The following is a 15625-nucleotide window of genomic DNA, read 5'->3' on the forward strand; positions in this document are numbered from 1 at the left end:
CTAACGCCTGAATTAAGCCGAGCCGCGAAGCGGCTTCGGCTTGAATGAATTGTTAGGGAGCAGGCAACAGCTTTGCACGACGCAACTCCATGAAAATCTCTTGGGCGGGAAGAAGACAATCCACTGGCGTGAAGCTGCCCGGGCCAAATGAGGCCGAGAACACATCAGAGATTGCCCGAGCGATCTCGTCGATGCCATAGAAGTCAGGAACCCTGGCGGTGATCTTGGCAATTTGATCATCAAACTCGTCGGCGGGCGCGCCCTCGGCGATGAGGCTGTAGGGGTCCCACGCGCGGATCATGGTGCCGACAATTCCAAGTGCCTGTTCGTAGTCGCGACGATCTTTCACTGCTGCCTAACGCTTAGTAGACCCCAAAAGCGGGGATATGGACGGGATATTCATGTCTTGCGAATTGCTTCGTCAAGAACAATTCCTACGCAAACTCAACCATTTGCCTGACCGGCCGCCGGCAAGGTAGCGGGCATCCTCGCTGCGCATATCCGACAAGATGGGGCGCTATGTTTTATGCACTGCAATCCGCGGTAATGGGGTGGCGGTCTCGGATCGCTGAACCGGATGAGGCTGGGTCGGGGAATGGGCCGAGACTGTTCGATGAGGTCCGGCGGGTGCTGCGGGTGAAGCACTACAGCATGCGGACCGAGGTGGTGTACCTGGGGTGGATCCGGCGCTTCATTCTCGCCAATGGCAGGCGGCATCCCCGCGCTCTCGGCGCGGCGGAGGTGGAGCAGTTCCTGTCGTCGCTCGCGGTGGACGGGCAGGTCTCTGCCAGCACGCAGAACCAGGCCCTTTCGGCCTTGCTGTTTCTCTACAAGGAGGTGCTTGGGATCGAACTCCCCTGGATGGAAGGCGTGACCCGGGCAAAGCGCCCGCGGCGGCTGCCTACCGTCTTGTCGCGGGTGGAGGTGCAGGAGCTGCTCGCGCAACTGGACGGGCGGCCGTGGCTGCTATGCAGCCTGCTGTATGGCACCGGGCTGCGGCTGATGGAGTGCCTGCGGCTGCGGGTGAAGGACGTGGACTTCGCGCGCAACGAGATCACGGTGCGCAACGGCAAGGGTGGCAAGGATCGGCGGACCGTGTTGCCCAAGACCCTGGTGGAGCCCTTGCAGCGCGAAGTCGAGCGCGCGCGCATGCTGCATGCGGCCGACCTGCAGGCCGGCCACGGCGCGGTGCACCTGCCGCATGCACTGGCGCGCAAGTACCCGAATGCGGAACGCGAATTCGGCTGGCAGTACGTGTTCCCTTCGCCGAAGCGCTCGATCGATCCACGCGGGGATGTCGAGCGCAGGCATCATTTCGACGATGCGGCGCTGTCGCGCTCGCTCAAGTCGGCCTGCCGGCGCGCCGGCATCGTCAAGCCGGTGTCGGCGCATACGCTCCGGCATTCATTCGCCACGCACATGATCGAGGCGGGCTACGACATTCGCACGGTGCAGGAACTGCTGGGGCACAAGGACGTGGCGACGACGCAGATCTACACGCATGTGCTGAACCGCGGTGCGGCAGGCGTGGTCAGTCCGCTGGATCGCTAGACAGGAAAGGGGCCGGTCGTGGCCGGCCCCTTCGCATGCGATTACGGGCAGTCCCGCCGTGGTTACGCCTTCTTCGCCGCGATCCAGCGGTCGATCTTGGCTTCCAGTACCGACAGCGGCACGGCGCCGTCCTTCAGCACCTCGGCGTGGAACTCACGGATGTCGAACTTGTCGCCGAGTTCCTTCTCCGCACGGTGGCGCAGCTCCTGGATCTTGAGTTCGCCGATCTTGTAGGCCAGCGCCTGGCCCGGGATCGCCATGTAGCGCTCGGCTTCCGCGGTCGACTGGGTTTCCGATTCGGCGGAGTTGGCGAGCATGTACTTGATCACCTGTTCGCGCGACCAGCCCTTGCTGTGCAGGCCGGTATCGACGACCAGGCGGATGGCGCGCCACAGCTCATTCTGCAGGTAGCCGAAGTAGTCGTACGGATCGGTGTAGACGCCCAGGTCCTTGCCGAGCGATTCGGCGTACAGGCCCCAGCCTTCTGCGAAGGCGGTCTCGCCGCCGAAGCGGCGGAAGGCCGGCAGGTTGGTCAGTTCCTGCTGCAGCGCGATCTGGAAATGGTGGCCCGGAATTGCTTCATGCAGGTACAGGTCCTCGGCGTCCCAGGTCTTGCGCGTGGGCAGGTCGTAGGTATTGACGTAGAAGATGCCCGGACGCGAACCGTCTTCGCTCGGCGGGTAGTACTGGCCGCCGGCCGCGGATTTGGCGCGGAACGGTTCCACCGGACGGATCTCGAACGGCGACTTCGGGATCAGCGAGAACTGATCGGGAATCTTCTGGTTGATCTTGGCTTCCAGCCCGCGGTAATAGGTGAGCAGCGCTTCCTCGCTCTTGAAGTTGAAGCGCTTGTCGGTCTGCATGAACTTGAAGAAGTCCTGCAGCGAGCCCTTGAAGCCGACCTGCTGCATCACCTTGCGGATCTCGCCGTGGATCCGGGCGACTTCGTTCAGGCCGATCTGGTGGATCTCGTCGGGCGACTTGTCGGTGGTGGTCGAGTTGCGCGCGTTGAAGGCATACCAGGCCTTGCCGTTGGGCAGGCCGTCCATGCCGGGCGTGCTCCGCGTCTTCGGCAGGTACTCGTCGGCGATGAAGGCGCGGACCTTGCGGTACGCCGGCATGATCTGCTGGCCGATCTGCTCGCGGTAGGCAGCGGTCAGGCGCTCCCGGTCGGCGGCAGAGAAGTCCTTGGGCATGTTCGTGATCGGAGCCCAGAACAGGGTGTCCTCAGGCTTGTCCTTGATCAGCGCGTCGAACTGCGGCAGCACCTTCACCATCAGTGCCTTTGGTTGGACTACGCCAGCCTGCATGCCTTCGCGCATGTTGGCGATGGCGGTATCGAACAGCACCGGCAGGCGCGCGCCGCGGGCCAACCAGTTGTCGTAGTCCTTGACGGTCTTGAACGGTTGCGCGCTGCTGCCCGAGCCCAACTGGGCGGCGAAGCCAGCGATGTTGTTGAACTGGTCGATCGGCAGCATCCAACCCGGGAACTGCTCGGACTCCCGCGTCTGCTCGGCGTTGCGGACGAAGATCTCGTAGCTGATCAACGCCTGGCCATCGAGGCCGTCGGGACCGATGTCCTGCACCGCCTTCAGCCAGCGCTCGTTGAAGTCATGCGACTGCCGGCGGTACTCGGCGGAGAGGAAATCCGGCAGCTGGTCGTTGTAGCGCGGATCGCCCTGGAACGTCGCCTGGATCGGGTTGAGCTTCAGCGTTTCTTCCCAGTACTGCGCATACAGCGCCTCAAGGCGCGCGGCCTTGTCCGCGACGGGCGCCTGTGGCGCGGCGGCGGGCGGTGCCTCGGCGGTGGCGGGCGTGCCTGCGCAGCCGGCGAGGGCCGTCAGCAGGGCAACGGAGAGGACGAGCGGGCGCAGGGTCATGACGGTTCCTGGTCACGTGACGGAAGCCGAAGCATAGCCAATGGCACCGTCATCGCCCCGGTCGGAAGTCATGGCGGCGCCACGATGCCAGTCGCCGGCGGCAAAGCCGAGCGCGCCGCTGCGGATAGTCGGTCGCCTACGCAGGGGCGCGGCTACTGCGCCGCTTCCATGCGCAACTGCTCCGCCCGTCGTTCGCCCAGGTAGCGGGTGATGCCCTGGCGCATGACGTACAGCAGCGGGATCATCGCCACGGCGGCCAGCATCTTGTACGCGTAGTTGACCGTGCTCACCGCCAGGAACAGTGAGATCGGCCAGTGCTGCGGGCCGAGCACGAAGGCGATGTACAGCACCACGAAGCTGTCGACCAGCTGCGACACCGCGGTCGAGCCGGTCGCGCGCAGCCAGACGTGCTTCTCGCCGGTGACGTCGCGGATGCGGTGGAACACCGCCACGTCGATCAGTTGGCCGAGCATGAAGGCCACGAGCGAGCCGGCGATCGTCCACAGGCCCTGGCCGAACACCGCGGCGAACGCGGCCTGGTAGTCGGCCACGCCCTGCGACTCGGCCGCCTTGACCCACCAGCCTGCCGGGGCCAGCGAGATCGCGGCGAAGGCGAACAGGAAGCCGTAGGTGATCAGGCCCGCGGCGAGCCAGGAGATCAGGCGCACGCCGCGGCGGCCGTAGAACTCGTTGACGACGTCGGTCATCAGGAACACCACCGGCCACAGCAGCGTGCCGGCGGTAAAGCTCAGCGAGCCGGTCTGGCCGAACAGGTTCCACTGCAGCGGCGCGATGCCGATCGTGTCCTCCAGGGCGAAGATCTTGACGCCGATGAATTCGGCGAGCACCGCGTTGACGCAGAAGAACGCCGCCAGGATGACGAACAGGCGCAGCGCGCGGTCGTCGAGGAGGCTCGATGGAGAGATACGGAGCGGAACGTTGAGGTTGTCGTTCACGAGAGGCGCTCCTGGGCGGGGAGTCCGCGCAGACGTATTCGAAGGTGGTGACTCGCTGCCGTCCGCCGCGATCGCGGCCTGGACGGTGGTGCGTGGGCTCAGTCGCGCGAAGGCGGCGAGAACGGGATCGTATCGGGCGACACCGCGCCGCCCGAGATGATGAAGCTCATTGCCTGGTCGACGGTCCAGTCGGTGGGCGTGATCTTCTCCACCGGCACGATCTCGAGGTAGCCCGAGGTCGGGTTGGGCGTGGTCGGGACGTACACCGCGGCCAGCTCACGGCCGGTGCCGTTCTCGTGCATCACCTTGGTGACGAAGCCGAGCGTCTTCATCTCGGTGTGCGGGAAGTCGATCAGCACCACGCGCTGGGTGCCGTCGGGCTTGGTCTGCAGGATATCGAGCAATTGCCGCGCGCTGCCGTAGATGGTGCTGGCGAGCGGGATGCGGCGGATGAGCGCTTCGAACCAGCGCAGCAGGCGCTGGCCGACGACGATCCGCGCCATCACTCCGGAGAACAGGATCACCGCGAGCGTCGCCAGCAGCGCCAGCGCGGTCTGCACCCAAGGCTGCGCGACCCAGCCCAGGGCCTGCGGCGACAGCTTGGCGAGCTCCTGCAGCAGCGGGCCGATCGCCGGCCGGCTGATGTCCGAGAGCAGGACGAACACGAACTTGATCACTACCCAGGTGAGCCAGATTGGCAGCAGGGTGAGCAGTCCGGTGATGAACAGACGTTGGAAGCTGGGGCGCGCGGCGCGGGGCGTGGTCATGGCGCGCATTGTAGGCGCTGGCACCACGGAACCGGGCCGCCACTGCGGCGCCGGCGCGGCCGGACTATTGCAGGTCGCGCACGAGCCGGAACCCGACGTCGTCGTAGCCTCGATTGGCCAGCAGTGGACGCTGCGCAGTTGGGGCACGCCAGGACTTGCCGCTGACGATCCGGTGCGCGCACCCGGCCGAGCAGTCGCGCGACCACAGCGATACCGCACGGCTGCCGGCCTGGGGCGGGGTTGCGGCGGCTTCGCCCATGGTCGGTAGGCGCCAGTGCTGCCCGGTCTGGCGGCTGTACCAGCCCGCATACGCCTCCGCATCCTGCAGCGACACGCAGACCACCGGCTCGGCTTCGCGCTGGGAGAAACCGGGCGTGCGCCAGTCGCGCGGCGCCAGCACGCGCAGCAGCGACGCCCGCTCCCGGCACAGCGAAGGCGTGCGCCTGGTGGCTTCGACGAATCGTGCGTATTCCGAACGCGTCACCGCCTGGCGGTTCACCGCCACCGCGCCCGCAGTGCTGGCGCGGAGCACGCCGCCGTCGGGCAGCACCGCGCCCACCTGCGGGAGCTTGGCCGCGCGACTGGCGAACGCCGCGCCCAGTTGCGGTGACAGGCCAAAATCGGCGACCAGTTGCGCCGTGCGTTGCGCTTCCTCGCGATCGTAGCGTTTGGCCGCGGCCTCGAAGCGCGTCTTCACCGCGGCTTGGGTCCGGGCGCGCAAGCGCAGGTAGGCGGCCGAATTCACCGTGCCGGTCTGTTGTGCCAGCGCGACCGCCATGGCGTGGATTTCGCGTGCGCGGGCGTCGTTGCGCTCGCCGATCTGCGCGGCGATGGCGTTGGCGAACGCGTCGGTGAGCTCCTCGACCACGGCGATCACTTCGGCGTTGGTGCCGTCGGCATTCCACGCCTCGAGCACGCTGGTGTAGGCGTTCGCGTCCAGCGGCGAGGTCAGTTGCCCGGCCGCGATGCGCCTGCGTGCGGTGTCGATCGCCTGGCGTGCCGGCGAGTCCTGCAGCGGCTTGAGCATCGCCGTGGTGACTTCGTTGTGCGCCGCGATGGTGGCGGCATCGGCGTTTTCGCCCGGGTAGTTTTCCGCAACGCGGCGGCGCGAGAGGTATTCGGCGCCGAGTACGCCGACGCCGATGAAGGCGAGCAGCACGCAGACGGCCCAGATCGGCTTCGCGTACTGCTGCAGGGGCGCGAGCCGCTGCAGGCGATCGCGCAGCGCCGGCATGAAACTGCGCTGGGTGACCGATTCGATCCCGGCACGCATCTGCGCGGCATCCTCGAAACGCTGCGAGGGTTGCTTGGCCAGGGCGCGGTTCATGAAGTTCTGCCAGTGCGCGAGGTGCGCCGGCAGCTTCGGGATCGGGTCCTGCGCGTGCATCACCGCCATCGACAGGGCATCGGGCGCTTCGAACGGCAGGTGGCCCGTCAGCATTTCCCAGATCAGCACGCCCAGCGCATACAGGTCGGCGCGGCCGTCGACGATTTCGCCGCGCGCCTGTTCCGGCGCCATGTAGGCCGTGCTGCCGACCGCGAGGCCGGTGCCGGTCATGCGCACGCCGCCCCAGTCCTTGCGCAGGGCGATGCCGAAGTCGGCCAGCAGCGGGCGGTCGGAGTCGTCGAAGAGGACGTTTTCCGCCTTGACGTCGCGATGCACGATGTTGCGCGCGTGCGCATAACCCAGGACCGAGAGCAGGATGTTGGCGATTTCGACGGTGCGGCGTTCGCTCTTGGTGTAGTCGCGCTGGCCCAGGTGGCCGCGCGCCATGTAGGGCATTGCGTAGTAGGGGAGCCCGTCGACCGTGCGGCCGACTTCGTGGATGCGCACGACGTGCGGATGCTCGAGTCGGGCGATGGTGCGCACTTCGTTCTCGAATCGGCGCCGGCTGGTCTCGTCCGCCAGCGCTTGCGGCGACATGATCTTGATCGCGACGTCGCGGCCCAGCGAGTGCTGGCGTGCAAGGTACACGGTCGACATGCCGCCGTGATTGATTACGCGCAGCAGTCGATAGCCGGCGATCTCCGGCAACGGCGTTCCATCGTCGTGTCTCGGCTCTTCAGCCATGTCTCGCGCCCCCTGTGGCCCGGCAAGCATACCCTGCGGCAACCGCGTGTACGCATTGCGCACGCGGCGTGGCTGTCTGGATGGTGGCCGGGATTGTGATCGGGATCGACTATTGCCGGCAGGCGCGCGGGGCCGAGCCTGTTCATGCTGTTCACGAAGGCTCGCGCCTCGCGCCAGCTGCCCTTACGCCGCCAGCCGCGGCCCGGCTTCGCGCGCGGAGCCGTGACGCTTGCGCCGCACGTAGAGCTGCTTGCGCACGCGCGCGACCACCTCGCCGGAGGCATCCACGACATCGGTCTCGAACCAGTGCAGGTACTTGGCGCCGTTCGCGGTCGCGTGGCGCAACTGGGCGAGCACGGCATCATCGAGCTGGAAGCTCGCGCGCACTACGCCGCGCCCGGGCTTGAGGAATTCGATGGCGCCGGCCTGGTCCCAGACGATGTAGTCGCGGCCCAGCGCGTGCATGGTCAGCAGCATCCAGAACGGATCGGTCATCGCGAACAGGTTGCCGCCGAAATGGACGCCGACGTAGTTGCGGTTCCAGGGACGGGCGCGCAACTCGACGCTGGCGCTGCGCCAGTCGGCGGCGATGGCGTCGACGTGGATGCCGTTGAACAGGAACGGCGGCCACAGGTTGAGGATCCGGCGCAGCGTGCCGGGACTGAAGCTGCTCTTCATTGCGGGAGGCGCCGCGGGGAGGGCGGCGGCAGCTTCGCCATACGCAAGCGTACAGTCAAGCCCCCGGAAGCCCTAGAACAGCAGCGACGACATCTTCCGCCGGTAGGCGCCGACCAGGTCTTCGTCTTCGATGATGCGGAATGCATCGATCAGCGACTTGCGCGGCAATCCTTCCTCGTAATTGCGGTCGCGCCGCAGCATTTCGAGGAACTGCTCCAGGCCCGCCTGCGCGTCGCCGGCGACGATGCGCTGCACGCCGAGCAGGTGGCGGGCGCGCAGGTCGTCGGGGTTGCTGGCGATCGCGGCTTCCAGCACATCCGCGGGCGGTGCGTTGTCCAGCAGGGCGGCGAAGCCCAGGCGCGTACGCGCGCGGACCGCGCGGTCGTCGTGCGCCAGGTTGGCCGGCAGCGCGTCGAGCAGCTGTTCGGCCTCGCGCGCGGCGCCGGTCTTCAACAGCGCCAGGGCCAGGTCGAGCTTGGCGTTGTCATTGTCGGGACTGGCGGCGACTTCGGCGCGCAGGCGTACGACTTCGGCATGCGGATCGGCCGGTGGCAGTTCGGCCTCGCCGCCGACATCGTCCGTGGCCGCAGCGGGCTCGATGCCGTGGTGCTTGAGGAATTCGCGCAGCTGGCCCTCGGGCATGACGCCGGGGAAGCCGTCGACCAGCTGGCCGCCCCGGACCAGGAACACGGTCGGGATCGAGCGCACCTGGAAGGCCCCTGCCAGTTCCTGCTCCTTGTCCACGTCGACCTTGGCCAGCAAGAACGCACCGTTGTACTCGCCGGCGAGCTTCTCCAGCACGGGGCCAAGCTGCTTGCACGGACCGCACCATTCGGCCCAGAAGTCGACCAGCACGGGCGTATCGACCGAACGCTGCAGGACGTCGGCTTCGAAGGTGGCCGCAGTGGCGTCGAAGACATGGGGCTTGGCGGTGTCGGTGGTCATCATCAGGAAGCGGCCGGACGGAATTAGCGGCGAGATGGGGGCGCGGGCGCGCGGATACAAGCGCCGCGGGCCACGCTAGCATGGCGCGCATGAAAGCCTTGGCCTCCGCATTACTCCGCCACGCGGCCGTGTTGGCGACCGTGCTTTTCGCCGTATCTGCCATCGGCTTCGGGGCGCGGGTCGACGGCTATTCGCATTCCCAGCATCCACTGGCGTTGCTTGGCGCGGCACCCGTGTCGCACGCGCTGGCGTTCAACCTGCTTGCGTTCGTGCTGCCGGGCGCGCTGGTCGCATCGGTCGCGGTGCGCTTGCGCAGGCGGCTTGCCGGCTCCGGCGATCCGCGCGCGCTGCGCTGGTCCGCGCGCATTGGTGCGCAGTTGCTGCTGATTGCCGCGCTTGTGTTCGCGGTGCAGGGGTTGTTGCCGCTGGATGCCAGCGACCTGGAGGGCGTCCGCAGCAGCCGCCACGCGGCCGCGTGGATGGTCTGGCTGATCGCGTTCGTTGCGGGCGGGGTCCTGTTCGGCGTCGGAATGCGCCGCGCGCCGAGTTGGCGGGCCATGGCGACGACGACCCTGGCCGCGGCATTCGCGACGCCCTTACTGGCGATCGTGCTGCCCGGCGTGGTCTCCGCCGGCATCGCGCAGCGGTTGGCGGTGGCGCTGTGGTTCGCCTGGGCCATTCTTGCGGGGGCGCTGGTAGCGCGCCGCGGCCGTCAGCCGTAGCGCAGCTTCAGCGCGAGGATCGTGAGCGACAGCCCGAGCGTGACGATGTTGGAAAGGATCATCGGCCAGGACATCAGCACGAACCCGTAGGCCAACCAGAAGCCGACGCCTACGGTGAACAGCACGTACATCCCGACCGAGATCCCGTGCGTCTCCTTGCTGCGGATCGTCTTGATCGCCTGCGGCACGAACGACAGCGTCGTCAGCGTGGCCCCCGCATAGCCGACCCATTCGCCGGGAACAGTCACGGCGCCGCGCCCGGCTGCTTGTAGATGGCGCCGTCCTTCATCACGAAGTCGACGTTGAGCACGGCCTTGATGTCCTCGAGCGGATTGCCCGGGACCGCGACGATGTCCGCGCGCTTGCCGGCCTCGACCACGCCTTGGTCGTCCACGCCCAGCACCTGCGCGGCGTTGATGGTCGCGGCCTGCAAGGCATAAGCGGCGGGCATGCCCGCGTCGACCATGTAGATGAACTCGCGGGCGTTGTCGCCGTGCGGGCCCACGCCCATGTCGGTGCCGAAGGCGATCTTCACGCCGTTGCGGTAGGCCTTGCCTGCGGTTTCCTGGATCTGTGCGCCGACGCGCTCCGCCTTGGGGCGGACGATCTCCGGGAAATAACCCTCGACCTTCGCCTTGTCGGCGACGAAGCGCCCCGCGGAAATGGTGGGCACGTACCAGGTGCCCTTCTGCTTCATCAGCGCCATGATCTCGTCGGTCATGTAGGTGCCGTGCTCGATGGACGTCACTCCGCCCAGCACGGCCCGCTTCATGCCCTCGGCGCCGTGCGCGTGCGCCGCGACGCGGTAGCCGTAGTCCTTGGCCGTGTCGACGACGGCCTTGATCTCGTCGACGGTGAACTGCGGGGCATCGGCCGACTTGGCGTAGGAGAGCACGCCGCCGGTGGCGGTGATCTTGATGACGTCGCTGCCTTCCTTGTAGCGCTGGCGCACCGCCTGGCGCGCGTCGTCGACGGAATTGACCACGCCTTCGGTGGGGCCGGGCGGGCCGATCAGGTGCGAGAGTTCGGCGTTGTAGCCGTTGGTGGGATCGGCATGGCCGCCGGTCGTACCGATCGCGGTGCCCGCGGCCCAGATGCGCGGGCCCTCCACCAGTCCCTGGTTGATCGCGTCGCGCAGGTGCGGGATCACTTCACCGCCCAGGTCGCGCACGCTGGTGAAACCGGCGAGCAGGGTCTTCCTGGCGAAGCTCACCGACCGGAAGGCGAAGTCCGCGTCGTCAAGGCGGAATTCCTCTTCGTACGACTTCGGGCTGCTCTGGGACGACAGGTGCACATGCAGGTCGGTCCAGCCGGGCGTGCAGGTGTGCCCCGAAAGATCGACTACCTTGGCCCCTGCCACGGCGGGCCGGCCGGCCAGGACCTCGGCGACCTTGCCGTCGCGAACCACCACCGTGCGCTCGTCGAGGAGTCGCCCGCTGCGCGCATCGAACAGCTTTCCGCATTGCAGCGCCACGGGCTCGGCGGCCATGGCGAGGGAGGGCGCGCCCAGGGCGACGAGGACAGCAACGGCAAGACGGGTCATCGGCGAGGTCCGGATGGATGAAGGGCCGATTCTAAGCACGAGGCCGGCCGGCGCCGGAGTATCCAGGCGTGGCGAGGCGGGTTCCCGGTGGCCTGCGCATCGCCAATGGCGGCGAATGGTGCGCTGCGGTAGGCTTTCCAGTCTTTCCCGTACTGTTTGCCACCGTGTCCACCGAAGCCGTCCACACCGAATCCGCCGCCGATCCCAAGGCCTTTGATCCGCAAGCCGTCGAGGCCGCGGCGCAGGGGTTCTGGATCGCCAACCGCGCCTTCGAGGTCGACGAGGCTTCCAGCAAGCCCAAGTACTACTGCCTGTCGATGCTGCCGTACCCGTCGGGCGCGCTGCACATGGGCCACGTGCGCAACTACACCATCGGCGACGTGATCAGCCGCTACAAGCGCATGACCGGCCACAACGTGCTGCAGCCGATGGGCTGGGACGCGTTCGGCCTGCCGGCCGAGAACGCGGCGATCAAGAACAACACCGCGCCGGCGAAGTGGACCTACGCCAACATCGCGCACATGAAGGCCCAGCTGCAGCAGATGGGCTACGCCATCGACTGGTCGCGCGAGTTCGCCACCTGCCGCCCGGACTACTACGTGCACGAGCAGCGCATGTTCGTGCGCCTGATGAAGCAGGGCCTGGCGTACCGCAAGAATTCGGTCGTGAACTGGGACCCGGTCGACCAGACCGTGCTCGCCAACGAGCAGGTGATCGACGGCCGCGGCTGGCGCACCGGCGCGCTGGTGGAGAAGCGCGAGATCCCGCAGTGGTTCCTCAAGATCACCGACTACGCGCAGCAGTTGCTCGACGGCCTCGACACGCTCCCGGGCTGGCCGGATGCGGTCAAGACCATGCAGCGCAACTGGATCGGCCGCAGCGAGGGCCTTGAGATCCGCTTCGACGTGGTCGATGGCGACGGCAATGCGGTCGAGCCCTTGACGGTCTTCACCACGCGCCCGGACACGCTGATGGGCGTGACCTTCGTGTCGATCGCGGCCGAACATCCGCTCGCGCTGCATGCGGCCCAGGGCGATCCCGAACTCGCCGCCTTCATCGCCGAGTTGCGCCAGGGGGGCGTGTCCGAAGCCGAGCTGGAAACCCAGGTCAAGCGCGGCCGCGACACCGGCCTGCGCGCGCTGCATCCGATCACCGGCGAGCAGGTGCCCGTTTACGTCGCCAACTTCGTGCTGATGAACTACGGCACCGGAGCGGTGATGGCCGTGCCCGGCCACGACGAGCGCGACTGGGAATTCGCCCGCGCCTACCAGCTGCCGATCCGGATGGTGATCGTCCCGGCCGACGTGCGCGACGCCCTCACCGAGATCGGCCGCGACGTCGCCGGCCACAGCGATCCCATGCGCAGCGCGCTGGGCGAAGGCGGTGCGATCGACGCGTACGACACCGGCGCCGCGGTGCAGGTGGTGCAGGAGTTCGAGCAGCGCATCGCCGAAGAAGGCGCGTACACCGAGCGCGGCTACCTGGTGAATTCCGGCGAGTTCGACGGCCTGGAATACCAGCAGGCCTTCGACGCGCTGGCCGACCGTTTCGAGCAGGCCGGCCGCGGCCAGCGCCGCGTCAACTACCGCCTGCGCGACTGGGGCGTGAGCCGCCAGCGCTACTGGGGCTGCCCGATCCCGGTGATCCTGTGCGCCAAGTGCGGCGACGTACCGGTGCCGGAAGACCAATTGCCCGTGGTGCTGCCGGAAGACGTGGCCTTCAGCGGCGTGACCTCGCCGATCAAGTCCGATCCGCAGTGGCGCAAGACCACGTGTCCGCAGTGCGGCGGCGCCGCCGAGCGCGAGACCGACACCTTCGACACCTTCATGGAGTCGAGTTGGTACTACGCGCGTTACACCTCGCCGGGCGCCGCGCAGCAGGTGGACCAGCGAGCCAAGTACTGGACGCCGGTCGACCAGTACATCGGCGGCATCGAGCACGCCATCCTGCACCTGCTGTACTTCCGCTTCTACCACAAGCTGTTGCGCGACCAGGGCTTGGTCGCCAGCGATGAGCCTGCGACCAACCTGCTGTGCCAGGGCATGGTGATCGCCGAGACCTACTACCGCGAGAACCCCGACGGTTCCAAGGACTGGATCAACCCCGCCGACGTCGAGGTGGAGCGTGATGCGCGCGGGCACATCACGGGCGCCAGGTTGAAGGCGGATGGCAAGCCGGTGCATATCGGCGGCACCGAGAAGATGTCGAAGTCGAAGAACAACGGCGTCGATCCGCAGCTGATGGTCGGCAAGTACGGCGCCGACACGGTGCGCCTGTTCTCGATGTTCGCCGCGCCGCCGGAACAGTCGCTGGAATGGAACGAGGCCGGCGTGGAGGGCATGGCGCGCTTCCTGCGCCGCTTCTGGCGCGAAGTGATTACCCATGTGTCGCAGCCGGATCATCCGGAAGTCGACGCAGCCCGACTCGATGCCGCGCAGAAGACGCTGCGCCGGCAGCTGCACGAGACCATCCAGAAGGTCGGCGACGACTATGGACGCCGGCATAGTTTCAATACCGCCATCGCAGCGCTGATGGAACTGCTCAACCATGTGTCGAGGTTCACCGACATGAGCGACCAGGGACGCGCCGTGCGCCATGAGGCCCTGCAGGCGATGGTCCTGCTGCTCAATCCGGTCACCCCGCACGTGTGCCACGCGCTGTGGCAGGCGCTGGGGCACAAGGAAACGCTGCTGGAGGACGTACCGTTCCCGGTCGCCGATCCGGCTGCGCTCGCCCGCGACAGCATCACCCTGGCGGTGCAGGTGAACGGCAAGCTGCGCGGCACCATCGAAGTGCCGGTCAACGTGTCGAAGGAAGACGCGGAACGCCGCGCGCTGGCCGAACCCAGCGTGGCGCAGTTCGTCGGCACGCAGGCGGTGAAGAAGGTGATCGTCGTACCGGGCAAGATCGTCAACATCGTGGTCGGCTGATCGGCCTCCGTTTTCCCTGCACCGCGGGGAAGGGTCGAAGCGCGCGGATGTGGGCGAGCGCAGCGGCGATGCAGGGGTAGCAGGATCTCGCCACGCCAAGGCGGGCCTGGCATAGGGCGTCGCACCGCCGCGACAATCGCTCGATGCATCCGATCCTCTACTGCCACCCCGAGTCGGGATACAGCTACAAGGTTGCCCTGGCGCTGTCGCTGCTCGCCCTAGACTTCGAGCAGCGCCACGTCGCGATCTGGAAACCGCGCGCGGAACGCTCGCCGGAGTTCCGCGCGTTGTCCGCGCACGGTGAAGTCCCGGTCCTGCTGATCGACGGCCACGTGCTGTGCCAGTCCAACGCCCTCCTCGACTATCTGGCGCGCCGCGAGCAGCGCCTGGACGGACGCGACGAGGGCGAACGCCTACGCGTGCGCGAATGGCTGTCGTGGGAAGCCAACCGCATCAGCCTAAACCTGGCACATTCCCGATTCGGCCGGCGCTGCGGCGCATACCACCCGCAAGTGCTGGCCTGGTACGACCGGCGTCGTTCGCAGGCCGACCTGGACCGGATGGAACAGGAACTCGCGGGTCGCCCGTTCCTCGCGTGCGGGGTGCCGACCATCGCCGATGTGGCCTGCTGTGGCTATCTGTTCTTCCTCGGCGAAGGCTTCGACGTCGCAACGCCCGACGGGATCGCCTGGGCCGATGCCGCGGGGATCGACCTGGCGCGCTGGCCGCGGGTGCACGAGTGGCTCGGCCGCATGGCCGATTTGCCGGGGTTCCAGACGCCGCAGCAACTGTTCGCGGGGCACGAACCGCTCTATTGAGCGATTGTGCCCGATCCCGCCATCGCGGCCCGGCGGTGATCCGGCGGTGAAGCAGTGCCTGGGAGCGTGATCGCACGCCTGCTTGCCGCCCGCGCCGGTGTCGTCCAGACTTCCGGCATGATCCGTCGCAGCCTGCCCATCGTCCTCGCGCTGGCCCTCACGGCCTGCGGCTTCCATCTCCGCAATCCGCTCGTGCTGCCGGCCGACCTCGGTCCGGTGCGCGTCGAGTCGGTCGACCAGTACAGCCCGCTGGCTGATTCGCTCACGCAATCGGTCCGGCGCGCGGGTGCCCAGATCGCCGGCGCCGACGATGCCGGGGCGACCGTGGTCGACCTGCTGTCCGAGCGTTGGGGCGACACGCCCCTCAGCGTCGACCAGCTTGGCCGCGCCCAGGAATACAGCCTGCGCTATGCGGTCGTGTTCGAAGTGCGCAAGGCCGACGGCACCAAGCCGGTGCCGCGCCAGGCGGTCGAATTGTCGCGCGACTACATTTCCAACCCGGTCAATTCGATCGGCACGGACAGCGAGCGCGAACTGCTGGTCAAGGAACTGCGCCGCGAGATGGCCGCCTCGATCCTGCGCCGCCTTGGCGCCGTGGCGCGCGCCGACACCACCACGCCGGCACCGGAGTCGCGTCTGGACGAACCGGTTGCCGAAGACGCGGCCAAGGCTGCGCTGGAAGCAGCGGACGCGAATCCGCCGCCCCCGCAGGAGCCGGCACCCGAGGCACCGGCCAACCCGCCGGCGCCGCGCTGACCGCAGGC

14 protein-coding genes are annotated in these 15625 nt (G+C 67.6%); 5 read left to right on the plus strand and 9 right to left on the minus strand.

The annotated features are described in order from the left end of the window. Positions 1-52: 52 nt before the first annotated feature. Positions 53-349 carry a hypothetical protein gene (locus BP05_RS00130; RefSeq protein ID WP_496359248.1) on the minus strand — a complete coding sequence of 99 codons (297 nt, stop codon included), beginning with the start codon at positions 347-349 and terminating at the stop codon, positions 53-55. A gap of 197 nt (positions 350-546) precedes the next feature. Between BP05_RS00130 and BP05_RS00135 the strand changes: the two genes are divergently transcribed. Continuing rightward, positions 547-1551 carry an integron integrase gene (locus tag BP05_RS00135; protein WP_496360576.1) on the plus strand — a complete coding sequence of 335 codons (1005 nt, stop codon included), beginning with the start codon at positions 547-549 and terminating at the stop codon, positions 1549-1551. A gap of 62 nt (positions 1552-1613) precedes the next feature. Here BP05_RS00135 and BP05_RS00140 read toward each other — a convergent pair whose 3' ends face one another. The 6 genes from BP05_RS00140 to trxA all read right to left on the minus strand — a co-directional run bounded on the left by BP05_RS00140 (position 1614) and on the right by trxA (position 8848). Beyond that, entirely contained in the window at positions 1614-3431 is a 1818-nt protein-coding gene (locus BP05_RS00140; RefSeq protein ID WP_496359250.1) for a DUF885 domain-containing protein, read from the minus strand. Positions 3432-3583: 152 nt separating this feature from the next. Further along, positions 3584-4357 (minus strand): queuosine precursor transporter, encoded by a 774-nt coding sequence (locus tag BP05_RS00145; RefSeq protein ID WP_496360578.1) that lies wholly within the window; start codon positions 4355-4357, stop codon positions 3584-3586. A gap of 128 nt (positions 4358-4485) precedes the next feature. After that, entirely contained in the window at positions 4486-5154 is a 669-nt protein-coding gene (locus BP05_RS00150; RefSeq protein ID WP_496359252.1) for a DUF502 domain-containing protein, read from the minus strand. A 64-nt stretch (positions 5155-5218) separates the two neighbouring features. Next, positions 5219-7225 carry a bifunctional serine/threonine-protein kinase/formylglycine-generating enzyme family protein gene (locus BP05_RS00155; protein WP_496359254.1) on the minus strand — a complete coding sequence of 669 codons (2007 nt, stop codon included), beginning with the start codon at positions 7223-7225 and terminating at the stop codon, positions 5219-5221. A gap of 183 nt (positions 7226-7408) precedes the next feature. Next, positions 7409-7903, minus strand: coding sequence for a DUF4442 domain-containing protein (locus tag BP05_RS00160; RefSeq protein ID WP_496359256.1), 495 nt, complete (start codon positions 7901-7903; stop codon positions 7409-7411). A gap of 72 nt (positions 7904-7975) precedes the next feature. Further along, complete coding sequence (gene trxA / locus BP05_RS00165) at positions 7976-8848, minus strand: thioredoxin (RefSeq protein WP_496359258.1); 873 nt, start codon at positions 8846-8848, stop codon at positions 7976-7978. Positions 8849-8937: 89 nt separating this feature from the next. On the opposite strand from trxA, the gene BP05_RS00170 reads away from it, so the two are divergent. Continuing rightward, positions 8938-9570 carry a DUF998 domain-containing protein gene (locus BP05_RS00170; RefSeq protein ID WP_496359260.1) on the plus strand — a complete coding sequence of 211 codons (633 nt, stop codon included), beginning with the start codon at positions 8938-8940 and terminating at the stop codon, positions 9568-9570. On the opposite strand, the gene BP05_RS00175 is transcribed toward BP05_RS00170, so the two are convergent. After that, positions 9561-9818 carry a SemiSWEET transporter gene (locus BP05_RS00175; protein ID WP_496359262.1) on the minus strand — a complete coding sequence of 86 codons (258 nt, stop codon included), beginning with the start codon at positions 9816-9818 and terminating at the stop codon, positions 9561-9563. The genes BP05_RS00170 and BP05_RS00175 overlap by 10 nt on opposite strands. Beyond that, the gene (locus tag BP05_RS00180; protein ID WP_496359264.1) at positions 9815-11113 is read right to left on the minus strand and encodes a metal-dependent hydrolase family protein; all 1299 of its coding nucleotides are present in this window, start codon (positions 11111-11113) and stop codon (positions 9815-9817) included. The genes BP05_RS00175 and BP05_RS00180 overlap by 4 nt, the downstream gene beginning before the upstream one ends. Positions 11114-11277: 164 nt before the next feature. Here BP05_RS00180 and leuS point away from each other — a divergent pair, with 164 nt between their 5' ends. From leuS to BP05_RS00195, 3 genes are all read left to right on the plus strand, one after another. Continuing rightward, on the plus strand, positions 11278-14043 hold the full coding sequence (leuS, locus tag BP05_RS00185) for a leucine--tRNA ligase (RefSeq protein ID WP_496359266.1): 2766 nt from the start codon (positions 11278-11280) through the stop codon (positions 14041-14043). 143 nt (positions 14044-14186) lie between these two features. Beyond that, complete coding sequence (locus BP05_RS00190; RefSeq protein WP_496359268.1) at positions 14187-14861, plus strand: glutathione S-transferase family protein; 675 nt, start codon at positions 14187-14189, stop codon at positions 14859-14861. 117 nt (positions 14862-14978) lie between these two features. Further along, positions 14979-15617, plus strand: coding sequence for an LPS-assembly lipoprotein LptE (locus tag BP05_RS00195; protein ID WP_496359270.1), 639 nt, complete (start codon positions 14979-14981; stop codon positions 15615-15617). Positions 15618-15625 lie beyond the last annotated feature (8 nt).

It is taken from the genome of Lysobacter oryzae DSM 21044 (assembly GCF_059568595.1).